The organism is Phytohabitans maris (assembly GCF_031085175.1).
GTDB classification, from domain to species: Bacteria; Actinomycetota; Actinomycetes; order Mycobacteriales; family Micromonosporaceae; genus Phytohabitans; species Phytohabitans maris.
In genome coordinates, this window is sequence record NZ_JAVHUY010000077.1 from 12,072 (window position 1) to 29,857 (window position 17,786).

The following is a 17,786-nucleotide window of genomic DNA, read 5'->3' on the forward strand; positions in this document are numbered from 1 at the left end:
ATGCTTATCGGCCTTTATCTCGCGGCGGCCGAAGCCGCGCACGCCCGGCTGACCGAGTACGACCAGGCAGCCGGGGACGGCGACTTCGGCGACAACCTGCGCGACGGGCTGCGCGGTGCGCACGCACGGATCCCCGACGGCGCCGACCTGGCCACCGAGACCGAGACCGCCGCCACCTACTTCCTGGACGAGGTGGGCGGCACCAGCGGACCGCTGATCGGGCTCCTGCTGCGTAGTGTCGCCAGCGCGGCCGCCGCCTCACCGTCCGATGTGGACGCGGCCGTGGTGCGCGGGCTGACCGAGGGCACCGCCGCCATCCAGCGGGTGGGCGAGGCGCGGGTCGGCGACCGTACGCTCGTCGACTGCCTCGCCCCGACGCTGGACGGGCTGCGCGGCACGGCCGGTCCGATCGACTGGACCGCCGCGGCCACCGCGGCACTGGCCCACGCTCGTGCCACCGCCGACCTGACCCCGAGGATGGGGCGGGCCAGTTACATCGGGAAGCGGGCGCTGGGCACTCCGGACGCGGGCGCGATCGGCGTGGCGCTGTTCTTCTGGGCCCTCGCGCTCTACCGCGACCCGGCCAGCCGGGACGCACTGCCGGACCCGGCGGCGCTATGAGCGGCGAGTTCTCCGGCCCGGCCGGTATCGAGGAAGCGTGCCGCCGCGCCGCCGCCGCGTTCGACCCCTACCGCCGTACGCCGGACGCCACCCGCGCCGCGTTTCTCCGGGCCACGGCCGACCGGCTGCGGGCAGCCGGCGAGGAACTCGTCGCCGCGGTACGCGCCGAGACCGCGCTCACCGAGGCGCGTGCCCGCACCGAACTCGACCGGACGGTCAACCAGCTCCGGATGTTCGCCGACCTGCTGGACGACCCGGCCTGGGCCTCCCCCAAACGGCTGCCCGCGCTGCCCGACCGGCGACCGGCCCCCCGTCCCGACCTGCGCTCCCGTAGCGTGCCGATCGGTCCGGTCGCGGTGTTCGGCGCGTCCAACTTCCCACTCGCGTTCTCGACCGCCGGCGGCGACACGGCGTCGGCACTCGCCGCCGGCTGCCCAGTCGTGGTGAAAAGCCACCCCGCGCACCCGCGCACCGCCCGGCTGGCGGCCGGCTGCGTCCTGGCCGCGGCGGCCGAGACCGGCCTGCCCGAGGGCGTCTTCGGCCTCGTCGTCGGGGAAGGCAACGAGCCGGGTGAGCGCCTGGTCGCCGACCCCCGCATCGCGGCGGTCGCGTTCACCGGTTCGCGCGCTGGCGGCACCGCGCTGACGACCATCGCCAATGCCAGGCCGGTGCCGATCCCGGTGTACGCCGAGATGTCCAGCGTCAACCCCGTCTTCCTGCTGCCCAGCCGGCTGGCGGCCGGCACCGCCGAGGTCGCCGCCGGATACGTCGCGTCGCTGACCGCGAGCGCCGGCCAGTTCTGCACCAACCCGGGCCTGTTGCTGGCCGTCGAGGGGCCACACCTGGACCGGTTCCGCGCCGCCGTAGCCGGCCTTGTCGAGAAGCAGCCCGCGCAGCGGATGCTGCACGCCGGCATCGCCCAAGCGTACCGGCTGGGCGTGGCTGAGCTTACCGACCTGCCCGCGGTCACCACGCTCGCCGTGGGGACCGACCCGCACGGCGTGCCGGACGCATGCGTACCCGTGGTCTTCCAGACCGATGCGGCCACCTTCCACGCCACGCCACGGCTGCGGGACGAGGTGTTTGGCGCGTCCGGCCTGCTCGTCGCCTGCCCGGCCGAAGACGACCTCGTCGAGCTGGCGCAGGAGCTGCCCGGCCAGCTGACCGCCACCCTCCAGGCCGCGCCCGGTGACCGCGACCTGGCCCGGCGGCTCCTGCCCTTACTGGAACGCCGCGCCGGCCGCATCATCTACAACGGCTGGCCGACCGGCGTCGAGGTGGCCGGGCCGATGGTCCACGGTGGACCGTACCCGGCCACGGCGGACGGGCGGTCGACCTCGGTGGGCCCGATGGCGATCGACAGGTTCCTCCGGCCGGTCTGCTACCAGGGCTTCCCGGACGACCTGGCACCCTGCTGAGACCACCAGTCGCCGCGCCACCCTCGCGGCGGCTCAGGTGGCGACCAGCAGCGGCACGGTCCGCGCCGCAGCGATCCACCGAAGCGCTCGGGAACGGTCATCGGGGGCGGCCGAGGCCGGCGTCGCGGGCGTGGATGATGGCTTGGCTGCGTTGTGTCAGGTGGAGTTTGGCGAGGATCGTGGAGATGTTGTTGGCGACGGTCTTGCTGGACAGGTGCAGGCGTTGGCCGATCTCGGCGTTGGTCAGGCCGGCCGCGAGATGGTCGAGGATCTGGCGTTCGCGTGGGGTCAGCTCGGGAAACGGGACGTCGTGCGAGGGCGGTGACGCGAACCAGGTACGTAGGCGGCTGGCGAGGGCGGCGCCGAAGACTGGTTGGCCGGCTGCGGCGGATCGGACGGCGGCGATGATGTCCGCGCCGTCGGCGCCCTTGACGAGGTAACCGAGGGCGCCGGACTGGATGGCGGCGAAGACCGTGGCGTCGTCTTCGAACATGGTGAGGACGAGGACAGCGGCGTTCGGTGCCTGGGTCTGGATCTGGCTGGTGGCGTCGATGCCGTGCAGGCCGGGCAGTTGTAGGTCCATCACGACGACGTCGGGTTGTAGTTCGACGGCTTGGCGGAGGGCTTGGTGGCCGTCGCCCGCCTCGCCGACCACGTCGATGTCGGCGACGGTGTCGAAGACCGCCCGTAGGCCTTGGCGTACGAGGGGGTGGTCGTCGGCGAGCAGGACGTGGATCATGGCGTCTCCGGGAGCGGGAAGTGGGCGATGACGGTACCGCCGTCGGGGCCGGGTGCGGCGTGGCAGCTGCCGCCGAGTTCGGCGGCCCGTTCCCGCATCGCGGTCACGCCGACCCCGGGCAGCCATGGCCCGGCCGAGCCGCCGTCGTCGGTGACCTGGAGCGTGAGCGTTCCGGGCGTGGCGGTCAGGCGTACGTGGCAGTGCTTGCCGTCGCTGTGGCGTACCGCGTTCGTGACCGCCTCCACCGCGGTACGGTAGGCGGCGACCTCGACCGCGGCGGGCAGGTCCGGCAGGCCATCCGCGTCGATGGTGACGCGCAGCGGTGCGCCGGCGGTGAGCTGCTCGGCCTGCGAGCGTAGGGCCCCGGCGAGGCCGAGTTCGTCGAGGGTGGGCGGGCGCAGCCCGTGTACCACCTTGCGCAGGTCCGCGAGGGCCTGCGCGGCGGCTCGGCGGGCGTCGCCGATGTGGTGTCCGGCGGCGGCCGGATCGGTGTCCAGGCGGGCCCGGGCGGCGTCGAGGGTGAGGCCGATCGCGGTCAGTACGGGCCCGAGGCCGTCGTGCAGCTCGCGGCGCAGCCGGCGCCGTTCCTCCTCGCGCGCGGTGACGAGGCGCTGGCGGGACAGCAGCAGCTCCGCGGTGAGGGTGCGAGTGTGCAGGGCGATCCCGATCTGCCCGGCGATGTCGGACAGCAGAGCGCTGTCGCGGTCGTCGAAGCCGTCCTCGCCACGGCGGGCCGACACCACGAGGAAACCCTCGATCTGCCCGTCGTACGCCAGCGGCCAGCGGCCCAGCGGCTCGACCGGCGTGCCGTACGACGCGACCGGGGTGCCGTCGGCGCGTTGGATGGCCACGTATGGCAGCCGCAGCGCGGTCGCGGCGGCGTGTGCGAACGAGCCGAGCGCGTCGCCGCCGGGGACGGCGTTGAGCCGCCGGCTGAGGTCGCGCAGGGTCCGGTAGGGGTCCTGGCGGCCGCCGTAGAAGAGGTGGTCGACCAGGCGCTGGGTGCGGGCGCGTAACGGCACGAAGCAGAGCGCCACTGCCGCGGCGGCGGCCGGTGTCGCGACCTGTCTGGACACCACCAGTGCGCCGAGGGCCGCCAGCGCGGCGAACGCGACGACGAGCGCGGCGGTGATCATGCCGTACAGCAGCGAGCGGCGCAGCATCGTGTCGATGGACCACAACCGGTAGCGCAGCACGGGCACGACCAGGGTCAGAACGAACACCACGGCGTCGAGGCTCGTGTCGAAGAACGGCGTCCGCTCAGTCACCGCCAGCGGAAACAGGCACAGCGCGACAAACACGCCGACGGCGCGCCACTTCAGCTGCTGCCGGGCGATGCCCTCGGCCCGGAAGAACCGGACGACCACGCCGATACCCGCCATCAGGCCGAGCAGGACGACGACCGGCGCGAACACGATCGCGGCGTCAGCGGCGCGACCGACCGCGGTGCCGGCGGTGAGCGGGTGGGACAGCGCGGCCACGCCGGTGGACGTGTCCCGCAGGGTGGAGCTGCCGAGGATCCCCCCGAGTATGACCAGCGCGGTGGAGATGATGAGGATCTTCTCGCCGACCGCACCCCACAGGGTGGCTGGCCGGCCGGTGGGAAACCGGATGTTGACCAGCCCCTGCGCGGCGATCGGGGCGAACCCGAAGGCTCCCGCGGTCAGCGCCCACCGCACCAGCGGGCCGCGGTCGCCGTCCAGGGCGGCGGCGTACGCCACCGGCACGACCAGCACGTGGACGACGGTGAGGACCGCGGCCCCGGCCAACAGCCAACCGAACGGCAGATCCGGACGGCGGTCGATGAGCAGGGCGCCGGCCACCCCGTAGGCGATCATCGTGACCAGCGGCTCCAGCCAGACGGCCGATGAGCCGTCCGGGTTGGGCAGCGGCCGGCCGGTGCTCGCCCAGAACACCAGGAACGTGACGCCCACGAGGACCGCCGCCAGCGTCACGGCGGCCCATCGGCTGCCGTCACGGCTCAGGGGTTCAGGCGCGGTGTCGATACGCAGAGTATCGCGATCCGACCGCGATCCGATCAACGACCGCGTTCCCGACCCGGCGGGAAGCTCTTCCCGGGTACCCGGGCACGCTGCACCAGCGGCAGGGCGGCGACCGGCGCGAACCGGGAATCCGAGCCCTGGCCGGGTGATCGAGGCGACCCGCAACCTGGTCTGGCCCGCAACGACCAACGACAAGGGAGACCGTCATGCGGACCATCCGTTACTGCGCCGCGATCGCGACCATCGTCATGTCGCTACTCAACCTGCCCTTCGCGCTCGACGACGGCGGCATCGGCCTGCCCGCTCCGGTCGCCTGGCTGTTCAGCCTGCTCGGCGTCGCCGGCATCGTCGCCGCGGTCGGCCTGCTCCGGTCGGCGGGCTGGGCAATGCCCGCGGTCATCGCCGTCGGCGCGGTCAACCTGGCCGGCGCGGTCGTCGGCCTGGCCAAGGCATGGGACGGCGCGGTCATCGGCCTCGTGCTCAGCGCCGCCGGCCTTGGTCTGGCCCTGGTGTACGCCAAGGGGCGGCCGGCCCGGGTGCCGCGGGCGAGCTGAGGACGGAGACAACAATGCGGAACGAAGCGACAGTCGAACCCTCCGGTGCCAACGCGCCGCCGCGTGAGCACCCGCACGACGTACGAGCCTTCTGGCGAGTCCTGCTGGCCGTCATCGCACCGCTGCCGATGATCGGCATGGGACTCAACTACATCCTCAGCCCGGTCGACGGCGGAACGTCATTTGCACGGACCGCCGAGGCGTACGCCGACCACCTCGACCGGGTCGAGGTCACCCAGTACCTCGGCATACCGTTCCTCGTCCTGCTGATCCCCGCCACCTTCGCGGTCGTCTGGGTGTCGCGGCGCGGCGCTCCCCGGCTCACCACCGCCGGCGCGCTGCTCGCGCTGACCGGTCAGTTGGCCGGCTTCCCGCTCAACCAAGGCGGCGACCTGCTGGCGTACACCGCGGTGAAGAACGGCCTCGACGTGGCCGCCACGGCCAAGCTGCAGGACGCGCTCGAGGCGCAGCCGGCGGCGGCCCTCGGCGGTCTGCTGTTCATCGTGGGCATCGTCTTCGGCTCACTGCTGCTAGGCCTCGCCCTGTGGCGCAGCAAGGCGGCCCCGGCATGGATGGGCATCGCCCTCGCGGTAGGCGGGTTCACCCATCCGTTCATGCCCGGCCACGTAGCCTCCGGCATCGGCCTGCTCGTCACCGCCGCCGGATATGCCGGCGCGACCGTGGCCCTGCTGCGCATGCGCGACGACGACTTCGACCTCCCGCCGCACCGAGCGGTACCCGCCGCATGACGGACTTGACGGACCCGTGGCCACCAGCCCCAGCTGGTGGCCACGCCGCCTGATCAGCGTCACGCTCACTACCAGCGGGCACCCGGTGCACCCGGCGCGCCGGGTGGACTTCGCGCGGTTCTCCGAGCCGATCATGATCGAGGACAAGGTCTGGATCGGCGGCAACGCCGTCGTCCTGCCCGGCGTCCGAATCGGGTACGGCTCGGTGATCGGCGCCGGGAGCGCGGTCAGCCGCGACGTCCCACCGGCAGGGGTCGCCGACGGCGACCCCTGCCGTGCGCTGCGCCCGATCACCGATCACGACCTGACCACCCGAACCGTGGCCATCGGATAGGGGAATCGGCTATCCACGCCTCGCCGGGTCGAGGCGGCTCCCGCTGACGGTGATCCAGCGGACCGGGCCGCCGTTCGCCGTCTGCCCCGCCTGCCTCGGCATGCTGTCGTGCTTCGTGCGACCCGGGTCGGACGCGGGCTCGCTCGACCGGGCCATCCGGAAGGCGGCAACACGGCAACCAGTCGCCGTTGAACGCCAACACTGGACGACATCGAGCAGTTCGCTTGAGCTGCACCTGCAGTTCGTGAACACCGTCGTGGACCGGTACAAGCAGCTGGTTGAGTTGGTCGAGGTCCAGGCCATCACCTGGCAACGTGCCTCCGAAGACGGGGGTGGCATCGTCAATGGGGCGCCCATCGTCGTGATGTTCAGCCGGGAGATCGAGGACGTCGGTGCGTTCGCCGACGAACTGACTTCCAGCCGGGAGCCGTTCAGACTGTGGGGACTGACGACTGTCAAGCGCGACGTCGCCGAGGTTGAGGCCGTCGACCTGCACGTCGGCCAAACACTCCAGATGGACATCACCCGCCGCTGGATGCGTATCTACCTCAGCGCCGGCTCCTGCGGCAACACCGTCGCCCGGCTCATCAGCAACCTGCAACACCCATTCGACGGTGCGCTCAGCCTGCGCGACCCGCAGATCGACATCGCAGCCAGACGCCCGCTCGTCGTCGGCGCATAAGCCAGCGCCAACAAGACCGGTCGAACCCGCGATGCGGGCCATTCGGTGGCCAGGTATGTGTGCTCGTCGTGTGCTCGGACGCCGCGTAAGCGTCAGCACCGCACGGACCGAACGGCACGACGTTGTGCCACCGAGTTGGACGGGATAGCATTAAACTGCGCCTGACGGATGCGCCGCTCCGATGTGGACAGGTCGGCACCCTCCACATCGGACTCTTAATCCGCGGGTTCGGGGTTCGAGTCCCTGGCGGCGCACCATCGTGAGCAGGCCGTATAGCCGTTGAGCTATGCGGCTTTGATCTTTGGGTGTCGGGTGGGTGTCGCGGGTGCGCGACCCTTCTTGGCGCGCTTGCTCTTACGGGATCGCTTGGGGCGTACCGGTTGCGGTCGCGTCGGTTGGTCCGGTGCTGCGGATTTCGGCGGGCCGATCTTGGATCTGTGTCGTCGTCGTCCGGGGTTGCGGGCGGCGGCTTTGAGGACGAGCCGGGCGGTGGCTTCGGCGACCTTGAGGTGCAGTTCGAGCAGGACGCTGGTGTAGGTGTCGGCGGTGAGCACGATGCTGGTGTGCCCGAGCTGCTCCTGCACGGTCTTCGGATCCGCACCGGCCGCGTGGGTCAGGGTCGCCGCACCGTGGCGTAGATCGTGCAGCCGCACCGGTGGCAGGCCGGACACGTCGACCAGGCGGCGAAAACGGCGGGTGATCCAGTCCGGGTGCAGCGGTGTGCCGTCATCGGTGGTGAACACGTAGCCGGACTCGTGCCACGCCTGGCCAGCGGCATCCCGCTCGGCGCGTTGGCGACGCAGATGGACGCGCAGGTGAGCGACGGTGGTGCGGTCCAGGGCGATGGTGCGGCGGCTCGCCCTAGTCTTGGGCGGTCCAACGGTCACGATGCGCCCGAACGCGATGCGCTGTTGTTCGATCACCATGACCCGCTGCTGCAGGTCGACGTCGCACCAGCGCAGCCCGGCCGCCTCGCCGCGGCGTAGGCCGCGTAGGGCGATCAGCCACCACATCGCGAACAGCCGGTCTTCGCGGACGGTGTCGAGAAAGGTGGCGACTTGGTCGGCGGTCCAGACCGCGACCGATGGGCGTTGCCCGTCGCGCTGCCAGGCGTCGACCCGGTGGCTGGTCCACACCTGCGGCTGCGGGCGGCGCGGGGTGGGCAGCTCGACGAACCGGGCCGGGTTGTCGCGCAGCAGCCCGTCGCGGATCGCGGCGTTGAGTGCCGAGCGGAGGGGTGGCGCGGATGCGGTGCAGCGTCGCCGGGGTGGGTGGGTGACCGTACCGGGTGTCGGTGGACGCCAGCGCGGTGAACATCGCGGCGACATGGCGGCCGGTCAGCTCGCCGAGCCGGATGTTGCCCAGGTGCGGGATGAGGTGGCGTTCGACGTGTTCGGTGTACGACCGCAGCGTGCTGGGCCGGATACTTGTCCGCGTGGTCAGCCAGTGCCGCAGCCAACGCCCGGTAGTCCAGGTCGCGGCGGTGCGCTCGGCACGGGACTGCTCCAGCAGCTCGTCCCGGGCGGTCTCGGCGTCGCGGCGGGTGGCGTAGCCGCCTCGGCGGACCCGCTCCCGCCCGCCGAACATCGTCGTCACCGAGCAGTGGAACGACCAGGTGCCATGTCCTCGCTCACGTAGGCGTGGGCATACCTGCTCCAACCGCCTGTTCGTCTGCGGGGCACGGCACCCGCACCGCTTGAGGATCACACCGCTGCCAGCCATCGCTACGTCCCTCCTCGACCGATCCTCTGAGGATGAGCCGGCAAGGAGATGGATGAGGACACTCGGCTGAGTGACACCTCGGGCAGACGAACCAGCTCTCATGCCCGCCAAGAGAAGGTTGAGATTAGATCCTTGAACCCGCTTCTTTAGGCAGGTCCATCAAATAGGCGAGGCTGCTTGTGCCGCGGTCCCGATTTGTCCACAGGGTTAGAAGGTCCTTGACTGGTTCGGTGAGATTGGTGCAATGTCCTGGACGGCACGTGCGATCTGCTGATGTCGCTGTCGATTTCATCGAGATTGTTCAAGTTGATCAATAGAAAGCGCCACACCAGATCCAGTTTCCACGCGTCGTCGACAATCGCTGCTAAGTTGGCTCGTGCTTCGTGGGGGTCATCCAGCGTCAGTTCTCCTTGGGCCTCGCCTTCTGTCGTCAGCCGCGCGGTGTTCGGCGGGTGTCGAGGACACCAAGTGAGTGATCTTGGCGTCCGGATCTGCCGCGATCCGGGCGCTACGGATCGTGACTACCTGCATTGCTGACTGAATGACGGGATGTGCTGCGTCTGGTGCCGCTGGTCGACGTGGGCGGCGAGTGGTCCATGTAGGCGTACGCCTACCGGTCGGTGTGCGGGCGTGGGTGACTGTTGCCCTATGGTGTTCGGCTGTGGGCGGTGCACTCAGTTCGGACGCCGATGAGGCGACGGTCCGCTCGACCGAGGTCGAGGCGTTGACCAACGTGCTGGCCGTTTTGCAGCTTGTTGGTGCGGGGAAGCTGCGGGTCAGCGAGAAGACCCAGCGGCCGGCCGCAGGGACTGTCGCGGCGGTGGCCAAGGTGTTGGTCGGCGGTGATTTCTATCCGGTGGAGCCGATCGCGGCGTTCGCGTGGCCGTTGCTGGTCCAGGCTGGTGGGCTGGCCGAGTTGGCTGGTGGCCGGTTGCGGTTGACGGCGAAGGGTCATGCCGCGTTGGGTCGGCCGCCAGCCGAGACGATCCGAACGCTGTGGCGGTCCTGGGTGGGTAAGGCGCCGATCGACGAGTTGAGCCGGGTCGAGCACATCAAGGGGCAGCGCACCGCCAACACGCTCACCTCGGCGAGAACCCGCCGGCAGACGGTCGCGACGGCGCTGGCCCGCTGCCCGGTCGGCGAATGGCTGGCCGTCGATGACCTGTTCGACCGGATGCGGCGTGGCAACCTGGCGCCGACGGTGGCGCGTAGCGACCGGGGGTTGTGGCGGCTGTATCTGGTCGATCCGGAGTACGGCAGTCTCGGCTACGCCGGGTTCGCCGACTGGCCGATCCTGGAGGGGCGCTACACCCTGGCGGTGCTGTTCGAGTACGCCGGCACGTTGGGTCTGTTCGACCTGGACTACACCGACCCGGCCGGTGCCCGGACGGACTACCACAACAACTGGGGTGCCGACGACCTGGACTACCTCAGCCGCTATGACGGGCTGCGTGCGGTGCGGCTCAACGCTCTGGGCGCCTATGTGTTCGGGCTGACCGGCGACTACCGGGCGCCGTCGACGGATGCGGCCACGGCCGGCGTGCTGAAGGTGCTGCCCAACCTGGACGTCGTGGTCACCGGCGAACTGTCGGCGGCCGACCGGCTGATGCTCGACGCGTATGCATACCGCTCTGCGGACCGGGTCTGGGCGTTGCGGGAAGCGACGCTGCTGGCTGCGGTGGACGCTGGCCGCAGCCTGGATCAGCTGCGCGAGTTTCTTTCCTCCCGAGCCGATCACGAATTGCCGAACGCGGTGACCACCTTGCTGGCCGACATCGACGGCCGGACCGGTCGGCTACGCAACGTCGGTGTCGTCCGCCTTGTGGAGTGTGCCGACCCGGCGTTGGCCGCGCTGATCGCTGGTGATCGGCGGTTGCGTGGGCTGTGCCAGCTCGTTGGCGATCGGCATCTGGCGGTGGCCGTTAATCGGGAGCCGGAGTTCCGTAAGAGGCTGCGGACGTTGGGTCACATCCTGCCGGCCGAAACCTCGGACTGAGAAGGGATCAGCTCATGTCCGCGACGGTGTACCAGATGGCGTACTTCCTGCGGGATCAGTACGAGGCGGCGTGGGAGCGGGGTCTGTTGAACGCCACCAGCTACCGCGACCACGGCGACTACCGCCGCGAAAACGAGCAGACCATGCGAGCTCTGGCCGCACGGTCCACGACCGCGATCCGGGTCATGCGCTTGAACGTGACCGACCTGCTCGCCTACGCACAGCGGGAAGGCAAGGACCCGGCGGGCCGGCAGACCCGGTTGGACTTCGCCGGCTGGTTGCACAAGGCCGGCCACACCGGCGAGCTGTGGCCGCCGGAACGCAACGCGGCGTGCTGGTGCGGCTCGGGCGGCAAGTACAAGAAATGCTGTGGCAACGCCGGTTTCCTCGCTGTCGAACCTGCCGACCCGGCCTCGCTCGTGCTTCGGATCGAACTCGACGGCATCACACCCCGCGTGTGGCGGCGAGTGGCGATCCCGTCGAACACGCCCCTGGACCAGGTCCACCTGATGTTCCAGGAGGCGATGGGCTGGCACGACCAGCACATGTACGCGTTCGAGACCCACACGCACACCATTATCGACCCGCGCTCCGACTCGGGCGAGGCCACCGCCGACGGTGAACGCCTGGTCTCCATCGCCACCCAGCCAGGCGCCACGTTCACCTACGTGTACGACTTCGGCGACCATTGGACGCACACCGTCACCGTCGAGGAGATCCGCCCCGGCGGCGCCGACAACACGTTCACCATCCTCGACGGCGAAGGTGCCTGCCCGCCCGAAGACACCGGCGGCGCGGCCCGGCACCAGTACCTGCTCGACGCGTTGGCCGACCCGTCCAGCCCGGACCACGACGAGGCGGTCGACCAGCTCGGCGCCGACTTCCAACCGGCCAAAGCGCGGTAGCCGGGTCGGTCAGAGTAGGCCGGCCTTATCGAACTCGCGCTGAAGTCGGGGCCGGCGGCGGTGATCCTCCCGCAGCGCGCCGATCAGCTCGTCAACCTCGCGTGTCCGGTCTGTGCCGGCGGCCAGCATCCGCATCCGGCGCAGGCGGCGGGCCGCCTGCTGGTAGCCGCGGGCGTTGGCGTCGCGCAGGTCGGCCAGGACGAGGTCCCGTAGCACCGGAAGCACGCCGAGCGGATCGACCCGCTCGTACGCGCCGACCAATTCGCTCCAGGTGCCCGTGTCGGTCAGCTTGAGGTTGTGCGCCAGCGTCCAGGCCAGTTCCGCGTCGCCGAGGTGGTGCAGCGCGAAGACCACCGCATCGCGCGGTGACCGTCCGAGGGGGTCGATGACTTCGTCGCGGTGCGCCGGCCACGCTTGACCAGCCGCCTGGCGCAACCGCTCGGCGGTCGAGGCGGACGGCCAGCGGCGGAATACCTCCAACCGCGCTGCGAGCTCAGCGTCCGGCTGTTGCTGGCCGAGCAACTCACACCAGTAGCCGGCGGCATCCAACGACTGATGACCCTGGTCGAAGTCGGCGCCCTGCCGCGCCCAGTCGATGGCCAGGCCGACCTCGCCGATCTCGGCCAGTGCCTGCGCGGTCTGGTGTAGCCAGGCGGCCACCTTTCGGTCCCGGGCGTGGGTGGCGATGATCGCCTCGACGTCCAAGTCCACCACCGCGAGCCGGCGGGCGTTGTACTCCAGCAGGAACCGGGTATGTCTGTCCTGCGCCGCCTCCCGCCATACCTCCGGATCGGTCAGCGACAGAATCTCGGCCGGCTCCGGTCCGAGCCCGGCGGCGATTTCGGCCAGTTCAGACCGGTAGAGCGCCAACCCGTCCGGTCCGAGCACCGGGGCGTAGTCGGCGACATCGATGGAGAAGAAGTCCTGGGTACCGTCGAACTAAAACTTGATCATCCAGGCAACCAGCTTCGACGCTGACGGGCGAGCCTTCGACACGACCTGGGTGTGGAGTTTGAGCAGTTCGCGGATCGCGTCGCCGATGATCCCGCTGGAGTCGTCGGCGCGCAGGACCACCCGGACAGCGGACGCGACTGCCTTCTCCACCACCGCCAGCAATCCGGTGGGAGCGGTCGACTCGGCGGCATCGCGCAGCAACTCCACCGCCTCGTGCATCTGACGGCCATGAGCGTTGGCGGCACCCCAGCGGTGCAGATCATGACCAGTGCTGTCATCACGGCGAGCATGATCCTCGGCTCCCGCTCCATGCCCGGGTTGAGCCGGTAGACCGCCGATGCCGCGAGCAGCAGTCCGGGGATCATACTGAGGAGGGAAGGCGCGCCATTGCCGCTGCTGGTCGCCACGACCATGAGGGCAAACCCGATTGCGAGCAGTAACAGATCGCCAGGACGCGGCGGCGCGACCTTCAGGTCGGTCACGTCGATCTTGAGTACGCCAGCCAGTTCGCCGCGCGTTCGGGCCGCTCTCACGGCCTCCGTCACCGCCGCCACCTCGTCAGGCGTCATCTCGTTGGCGGCGGCTCGCTCACCTAGCTCCGCCAGGACACGCTGCCTGTCCCGCTCGCTGATCAACTTTTGGGCGATCCTGGCGGCGCGCCCGGCGTCCCCGACCACCACGGGCTCACCCGAGGCAGCATCGAAGTAGGACATTTGCCGGCCGTACACGAAAACCAGGTCGTCAGCTCTCAGCGGCAGCTGCCCCAGGATGGTACGGGCCGGCCCGAAACCCGAGCCCGTCAGCGGTCGCAGGGTGATCCGAGAGTAGCCGCCCTCAAACGTGATTCCCTTGGCTGCGAACGACCTCCACCGGCGGTCGTGCAGGCGGCTGGGCGTCCGCGCGGAACTGAAGTCGAGTCGGCTTGGTGCCCGGTAAGAATTTGTCGTCACCGTCGGCGTCGCGCCGTTGTCGGTGCACGGGTGCTTGGGCCACGGTGGGCCCACATCGTCGAAGAACACCCGGCCGAACCGGACCGGCACCGCCTTGCCCAACACGCAATCGTCAGCCGCGAGTGCCGACGCCGCTGTCGGCCATTGTTCGGCGTGGACACCGAGCAACCGCCGCATGCATCACCCTCTGTAGATCTGGATCAACGTGATCCCTGTCCGGTGCGTGGCGGATCTGTCAACACGGACCGATTGCGGCCTTTGACGCTCCGGCCGGCAGGAGCCCCTGATCGACTCATTCATCTGCCGATGTCAGTGCGTCCGCAGGAAGCTGTTGCCGCATGCCGCAACGTTGCGGTGGAACGGGGTGGTCCATTCGGGTACGCTCCTGCGTCGTGTCGACGGTTACCGCTGGGCGCTCGTTCCGGCAAGGCGAGGTCACGCGCGCCGAGCTGTTGAAGGTGACCAGCCAGTTCAAGGTTGGCCGTGGTTTCTTCGCGCCCGACATGGACGGCTGGCACTACGATGTTCGGCTGGTCGAAGGGGATCTGAGCGTCCCTGGTGGGTTGGACCTGTTCGCGCAGGGGCTTGCCGCGTTGGTTGTCACCGGAAATCTTGAGGTGCAAGGTGCCTATGGTGACGGCGATGATCCGTGGTCGGGTGTGTTCGTGCTTGGCGACATGCGGGCAGCTAATGTCGTTACCGCCGGTTCGCTGAGTGTGGCCGGTTCGCTGACGGTCGCTGGTGGCATTGTGGGTGACTACAACGACTACAGCGCGACCGTTGGTGGGCAGACGACGGCGCGCTATCTGCACACCGAATACCACTGGTTTGATTTCGGCGCAGCGGTGCAGGTCGAGTATGTGCTGGGGTCGCCGCGGGGTTCCTGGCCCAAGACGACGCGGCTGCGGGAGTTGCCCGCCGCCAGGTACCCGGATGTGCTCGTGTCTGAAGTGTTTTCTCCCGATCCGGCCGAGCTTACCGACGAGGAGCGGGCCAAAGGCTGGTTCGACCTTGATCACCGCGAAGTAAGCAGACGCACGTCGGTCGGTGAACCAGTGCTGCTCGACTGGGCGTGACCTGACGGAATCGAACGACTGCTGCCGTACAGGATGGACCGATTGTGTCCGGATCTCCCGCCAGGCGCGTGCGTCTGTGGCCATCCTCGTTACCTTCGATGCCAGCCGCGGTAGTCGATTGGGGGCCCCTGGTTTCGCGTTCAAGGCCGCTTGTCCGGGCAGCAGGGCCGCGGGCTGGTTGGACGAGCGCGCTGATCGGCTCATGCAGCAAGATGTGTGTGTGCGTCACAAGTATCATGTCTTCCGTAACCCGCCGCCGGCGACGGCGGCTGACGTACGCGCGGCCCTCGATCGCGGCGATGTTACGGGCGCTTTGGAGGCCATGGTCGGCTCGGCGCTCTACAACGGCGTGGACTGGAAAGAGCCGCAGGAGCTGTTTCTTCAGCTGCTTGAGCACGAGGATCGCCAGGTCAGCGCGCTGGCCGCGACGTGTCTAGGGCATCTCGCGAGAGTCTATGGCCAGTTGGACGAGGACCGGGTGGTTGCCGCGTTGCACCGAGCTCGCTGCGCCCCACACATCAGTGGTACCGCACTCAACGCGTTGGAGGATATCGAAGTCTTTCTCCATCCCTGGCGTGCGCGTTGGCGCGGGCGTCTATGGACAGCGATCCGGCCCCGGAGAAGGATCTAACGTCAACGACAACGGCGCCTTACCCGCAGTCGCCGGCATCCGGACATGCCGCGATCGGTCGTCGACGTTCCTGCCCGGCGCCCGGACCGCCGAAATGGGGAGAACGCCTGGCGACAGAGCTACGAGTACGCGTCGGTACGTGTGCTGGCGCTGCCTGCTCATGTCTGGCCGCCGTCGCGCGATGCCACGATGGCGCGCGCTCACATGGATGGCATGGCCACCGAGGATTTGCTCTGCGAGGAGCAGCTGGCAGTGATCATCGTTGCCGTGGAGGAGGCGACGGTCGCCGACGTCATGGACGAGTACCGCGCCCGGCAACGGTGGGCTGAAACCGGCAGCACGTTGACGCCGTCAGACCTCGACACGACGCGAAACGTGCGATGATCCCGCGATTCGCGGCTGTTCTGACCGATATGGTCTCGCGCGGTTGGATTGACTTGTGGTCGGGCTTGCCTTCCCCGGACAGCGTCAAGGTTCCCAGCGACGAGGTGCCCACCGTGCTGCAGGACCCCGCGAGCTGGATCAGGCGAACCAGCGGTGCCTGGCGCATGGTCGGCATGACCACGACCGACCGATGGGACGGCCTCGCGGCCAAGCGCGTATCCCGGCCAGGGCACGCCTAGATCCTTGGGTTTGGGAATCTGAACACGGGAGTCAGGTTTTCAGGCCGCGGTTTTTAGTCGTGCGCGGGTGATGTAGTCCTCGACGTGCTGGTCGATGGTGGCTAGGGCGTGGCGGAGGGTGGGTGGGGCTTGAGGCTGGTCGGCGGCGGTGAGTGGTCGTAGGAGTCGGTTGTGGAGTTTGGTGTAGAAGATCGCTAGGCGTTGCCCGTCGGGGGTCAGGGTGTAGGTGTGGGTGTGTTCGATCCGGTGGATTAGGCCGTTGGCGCGTAGCCGGCGCAGGTCGTAGGTCATCTGGCTGGTGCTGTAGCTGGTGCCGAGCAGCCGGGCGGTCAAGGCGCGAAGGCTGTTGTTGGTGATGCCGGTGACGGCGAACAGGTTCAGGCATAGGGCGCCGGTCAGGGCCATGACCCGAGGGTCGCCGAAGCGAAGCGCTGGGGCCCTCCTGCCGTCCTCGGTGAGGGTGGGCTGGGCGACCCGCTCGATGGCTGGGCTCGCCAGGACACAGCCCTGACCGACCCGGATAGTGTCCAACAGTCGGCGGTTGACGTCACGGGCCTTGACGACGAGTTCGTCGAGGTGTTCCAGGCGGCGCAGCACGCGCAGGTCGTAGGTGTCGTTGATGACGGTTTCGATACGCAGCGCGCGGCGGTCTTTGAGGTAGTACTTGATCCGCGAGTGGCGGTAGAAGGCATTGACGACGACGCCGTCGTTGTCCCGGTCGATCGCGGTGCGGAACACGCCGTGGGTGGTGGAGCGGACCTGCCGGTTGAAGATGATCTCCATGTTGTCGGGGCGGCCGATGTCCAGGTTGTCCGCGGCGAGGGCTTCGAAGAAGGCCCGAGCGTGGTGGGGTGCGCTGAACACGATGGTCTTGGCGACCTCGACCTGGCGCATGGAGATGTCCCACCAGTAGCCGGCCTGCCGGTCGGTGCCGGTGAACGGCAACGGCAGCCGGGCCCACCAGCGTTCGGCGAACACCGTAATGGTGCCGGGGCCGAGCCGGTCACAGATGTCCTGCAGCGCGGCGGGCTCGTCACAGGAGGCGAACCCGTTGGACAGTTCGGTGAAGCCGACACCCGCTGCGGTGGCTTGGCGTTTGGCCCACTCGTGCCCGTTGATCCAAATCTTGCCCGGGTAGGGAAAGTAGGCGCAGATCTTGATGAACGCCGGGCCGACCTGCTCGTCCCATAGGTAGAAGTAGTAGCAGGTGACCCGGCGTTCGACCCGTTGGTAGGAGAACCACACCGCGCCGGTCCCGGTTTCGGACTTGGTGCCGGTGAAGACTCGTTGGTATTCCTGCGCGACGCCGATCGCGGCGACCTGAGACCGGCCGGTGGCGGCGGCCTTGCGGATCAGCGGCATCATCTGATCGATCTTGCGTTCCGGCCACGGGCTGTCGGCCAGCACACCCGGTCTGCTGTTGTCCTTCTTCCCAGCAAAGCTGATGACCGGGATGTCGTTGGCCCGCGCGAACGACATCACGGCCCGGCGGAACGTCTGTCCCCGGCGTTCCAGCAACGCCGGTGATGGCACCGGCTTGCCCTCATGCTGGGTCAGGAAGCTGACCACCTGGCCGCCCACCATCAGGTTCGGCACGGACAAGGTGAGATAGACCCGGTCCAGGCAGTCGATCTCCAGCAGCTTGCGCCCGTCGAGTACGTCGTTGACCGTCACCGCGTTCGTTCTGGACACACGCGCTGCCATGACCGTGCACCTCCCGCAACCACATCCGTGGATGCGAGGATGCGACCACCGCGAGCGGCCCCACCAGGCCAATCACCCGTCTGGGCGGTCCGAGGCGAAGCCTCCCTCGTGCGGTGGCCACCAAC

At 69.1% G+C, this 17,786-nt stretch carries 17 protein-coding genes, 1 tRNA gene and 1 pseudogene; 12 read left to right on the top strand and 7 right to left on the bottom strand.

Features of this window, described 5'->3' with window-relative positions; genetic code table 11:
- Both RB614_RS43085 and RB614_RS43090 read left to right on the top strand, forming a co-directional pair.
- Window positions 1-621 (top strand): DAK2 domain-containing protein, encoded by a 621-nt coding sequence (locus tag RB614_RS43085; RefSeq protein ID WP_308718514.1) that lies wholly within the window; start codon window positions 1-3, stop codon window positions 619-621.
- Window positions 618-2,039, top strand: a complete 1,422-nt coding sequence (locus RB614_RS43090; protein ID WP_308718515.1) for an aldehyde dehydrogenase (NADP(+)) — start codon at window positions 618-620, stop codon at window positions 2,037-2,039. Before RB614_RS43085 ends, RB614_RS43090 begins: the two co-directional genes overlap by 4 nt.
- A gap of 97 nt (window positions 2,040-2,136) precedes the next feature.
- Here RB614_RS43090 and RB614_RS43095 read toward each other — a convergent pair whose 3' ends face one another.
- Both RB614_RS43095 and RB614_RS43100 read right to left on the bottom strand, forming a co-directional pair.
- Window positions 2,137-2,778, bottom strand: coding sequence for a response regulator transcription factor (locus tag RB614_RS43095; protein WP_308718516.1), 642 nt, complete (start codon window positions 2,776-2,778; stop codon window positions 2,137-2,139).
- Window positions 2,775-4,733: a sensor histidine kinase gene (locus RB614_RS43100; RefSeq protein WP_308718517.1), complete on the bottom strand. Its 1,959-nt coding sequence runs from the start codon at window positions 4,731-4,733 to the stop codon at window positions 2,775-2,777. Before RB614_RS43100 ends, RB614_RS43095 begins: the two co-directional genes overlap by 4 nt.
- 254 nt (window positions 4,734-4,987) lie before the next feature.
- Here RB614_RS43100 and RB614_RS43105 point away from each other — a divergent pair, with 254 nt between their 5' ends.
- From RB614_RS43105 to RB614_RS43125, 5 genes are all read left to right on the top strand, one after another.
- On the top strand, window positions 4,988-5,335 hold the full coding sequence (locus tag RB614_RS43105) for a hypothetical protein (protein ID WP_308718518.1): 348 nt from the start codon (window positions 4,988-4,990) through the stop codon (window positions 5,333-5,335).
- Window positions 5,336-5,349: 14 nt separating this feature from the next.
- Window positions 5,350-6,084, top strand: a complete 735-nt coding sequence (locus tag RB614_RS43110) for a hypothetical protein (RefSeq protein WP_308718519.1) — start codon at window positions 5,350-5,352, stop codon at window positions 6,082-6,084.
- A gap of 16 nt (window positions 6,085-6,100) precedes the next feature.
- A complete protein-coding gene (locus tag RB614_RS43115) occupies window positions 6,101-6,418 on the top strand; it encodes a DapH/DapD/GlmU-related protein (protein ID WP_308718520.1) in 318 nt (105 codons plus the stop codon).
- Between the two features lie 49 nt (window positions 6,419-6,467).
- The gene (locus tag RB614_RS43120; protein WP_308718521.1) at window positions 6,468-7,100 is read left to right on the top strand and encodes a hypothetical protein; all 633 of its coding nucleotides are present in this window, start codon (window positions 6,468-6,470) and stop codon (window positions 7,098-7,100) included.
- Window positions 7,101-7,270: 170 nt separating this feature from the next.
- Window positions 7,271-7,357: transfer RNA gene (locus RB614_RS43125), tRNA-Lys, on the top strand.
- Between the two features lie 27 nt (window positions 7,358-7,384).
- Here the strand turns inward: RB614_RS43125 and RB614_RS43130 are convergent.
- Window positions 7,385-8,428, bottom strand: coding sequence for a tyrosine-type recombinase/integrase (locus tag RB614_RS43130; RefSeq protein ID WP_308718522.1), 1,044 nt, complete (start codon window positions 8,426-8,428; stop codon window positions 7,385-7,387).
- Window positions 8,429-8,483: 55 nt separating this feature from the next.
- A pseudogene (locus RB614_RS43135) lies at window positions 8,484-8,924 on the bottom strand (hypothetical protein); the annotation flags it as partial.
- A 559-nt stretch (window positions 8,925-9,483) separates the two neighbouring features.
- Here RB614_RS43135 and RB614_RS43140 point away from each other — a divergent pair.
- Together RB614_RS43140 and RB614_RS43145 are read left to right on the top strand one after the other, a co-directional pair.
- A complete protein-coding gene (locus RB614_RS43140; protein ID WP_308718523.1) occupies window positions 9,484-10,818 on the top strand; it encodes a helicase-associated domain-containing protein in 1,335 nt (444 codons plus the stop codon).
- A 14-nt stretch (window positions 10,819-10,832) separates the two neighbouring features.
- A complete protein-coding gene (locus RB614_RS43145) occupies window positions 10,833-11,723 on the top strand; it encodes an IS1096 element passenger TnpR family protein (protein ID WP_308718524.1) in 891 nt (296 codons plus the stop codon).
- 9 nt (window positions 11,724-11,732) lie between these two features.
- Here the strand turns inward: RB614_RS43145 and RB614_RS43150 are convergent, their stop codons facing one another.
- Both RB614_RS43150 and RB614_RS43155 read right to left on the bottom strand, forming a co-directional pair.
- Window positions 11,733-12,593: a hypothetical protein gene (locus RB614_RS43150; protein ID WP_308718525.1), complete on the bottom strand. Its 861-nt coding sequence runs from the start codon at window positions 12,591-12,593 to the stop codon at window positions 11,733-11,735.
- Window positions 12,594-12,662: 69 nt separating this feature from the next.
- Complete coding sequence (locus RB614_RS43155; RefSeq protein WP_308718526.1) at window positions 12,663-12,896, bottom strand: hypothetical protein; 234 nt, start codon at window positions 12,894-12,896, stop codon at window positions 12,663-12,665.
- A 1,123-nt stretch (window positions 12,897-14,019) separates the two neighbouring features.
- On the opposite strand from RB614_RS43155, the gene RB614_RS43160 reads away from it, so the two are divergent.
- The 3 genes from RB614_RS43160 to RB614_RS43170 all read left to right on the top strand — a co-directional run bounded on the left by RB614_RS43160 (window position 14,020) and on the right by RB614_RS43170 (window position 15,718).
- Window positions 14,020-14,703, top strand: a complete 684-nt coding sequence (locus RB614_RS43160; RefSeq protein WP_308718527.1) for a hypothetical protein — start codon at window positions 14,020-14,022, stop codon at window positions 14,701-14,703.
- A 202-nt stretch (window positions 14,704-14,905) separates the two neighbouring features.
- Window positions 14,906-15,334, top strand: a complete 429-nt coding sequence (locus tag RB614_RS43165; RefSeq protein ID WP_308718528.1) for a hypothetical protein — start codon at window positions 14,906-14,908, stop codon at window positions 15,332-15,334.
- Window positions 15,335-15,379: 45 nt separating this feature from the next.
- Window positions 15,380-15,718: a hypothetical protein gene (locus RB614_RS43170; RefSeq protein WP_308718529.1), complete on the top strand. Its 339-nt coding sequence runs from the start codon at window positions 15,380-15,382 to the stop codon at window positions 15,716-15,718.
- 278 nt (window positions 15,719-15,996) lie between these two features.
- Here the strand turns inward: RB614_RS43170 and RB614_RS43175 are convergent, their stop codons facing one another.
- Entirely contained in the window at window positions 15,997-17,661 is a 1,665-nt protein-coding gene (locus RB614_RS43175; RefSeq protein ID WP_308717819.1) for a helix-turn-helix domain-containing protein, read from the bottom strand.
- Window positions 17,662-17,786 lie beyond the last annotated feature (125 nt).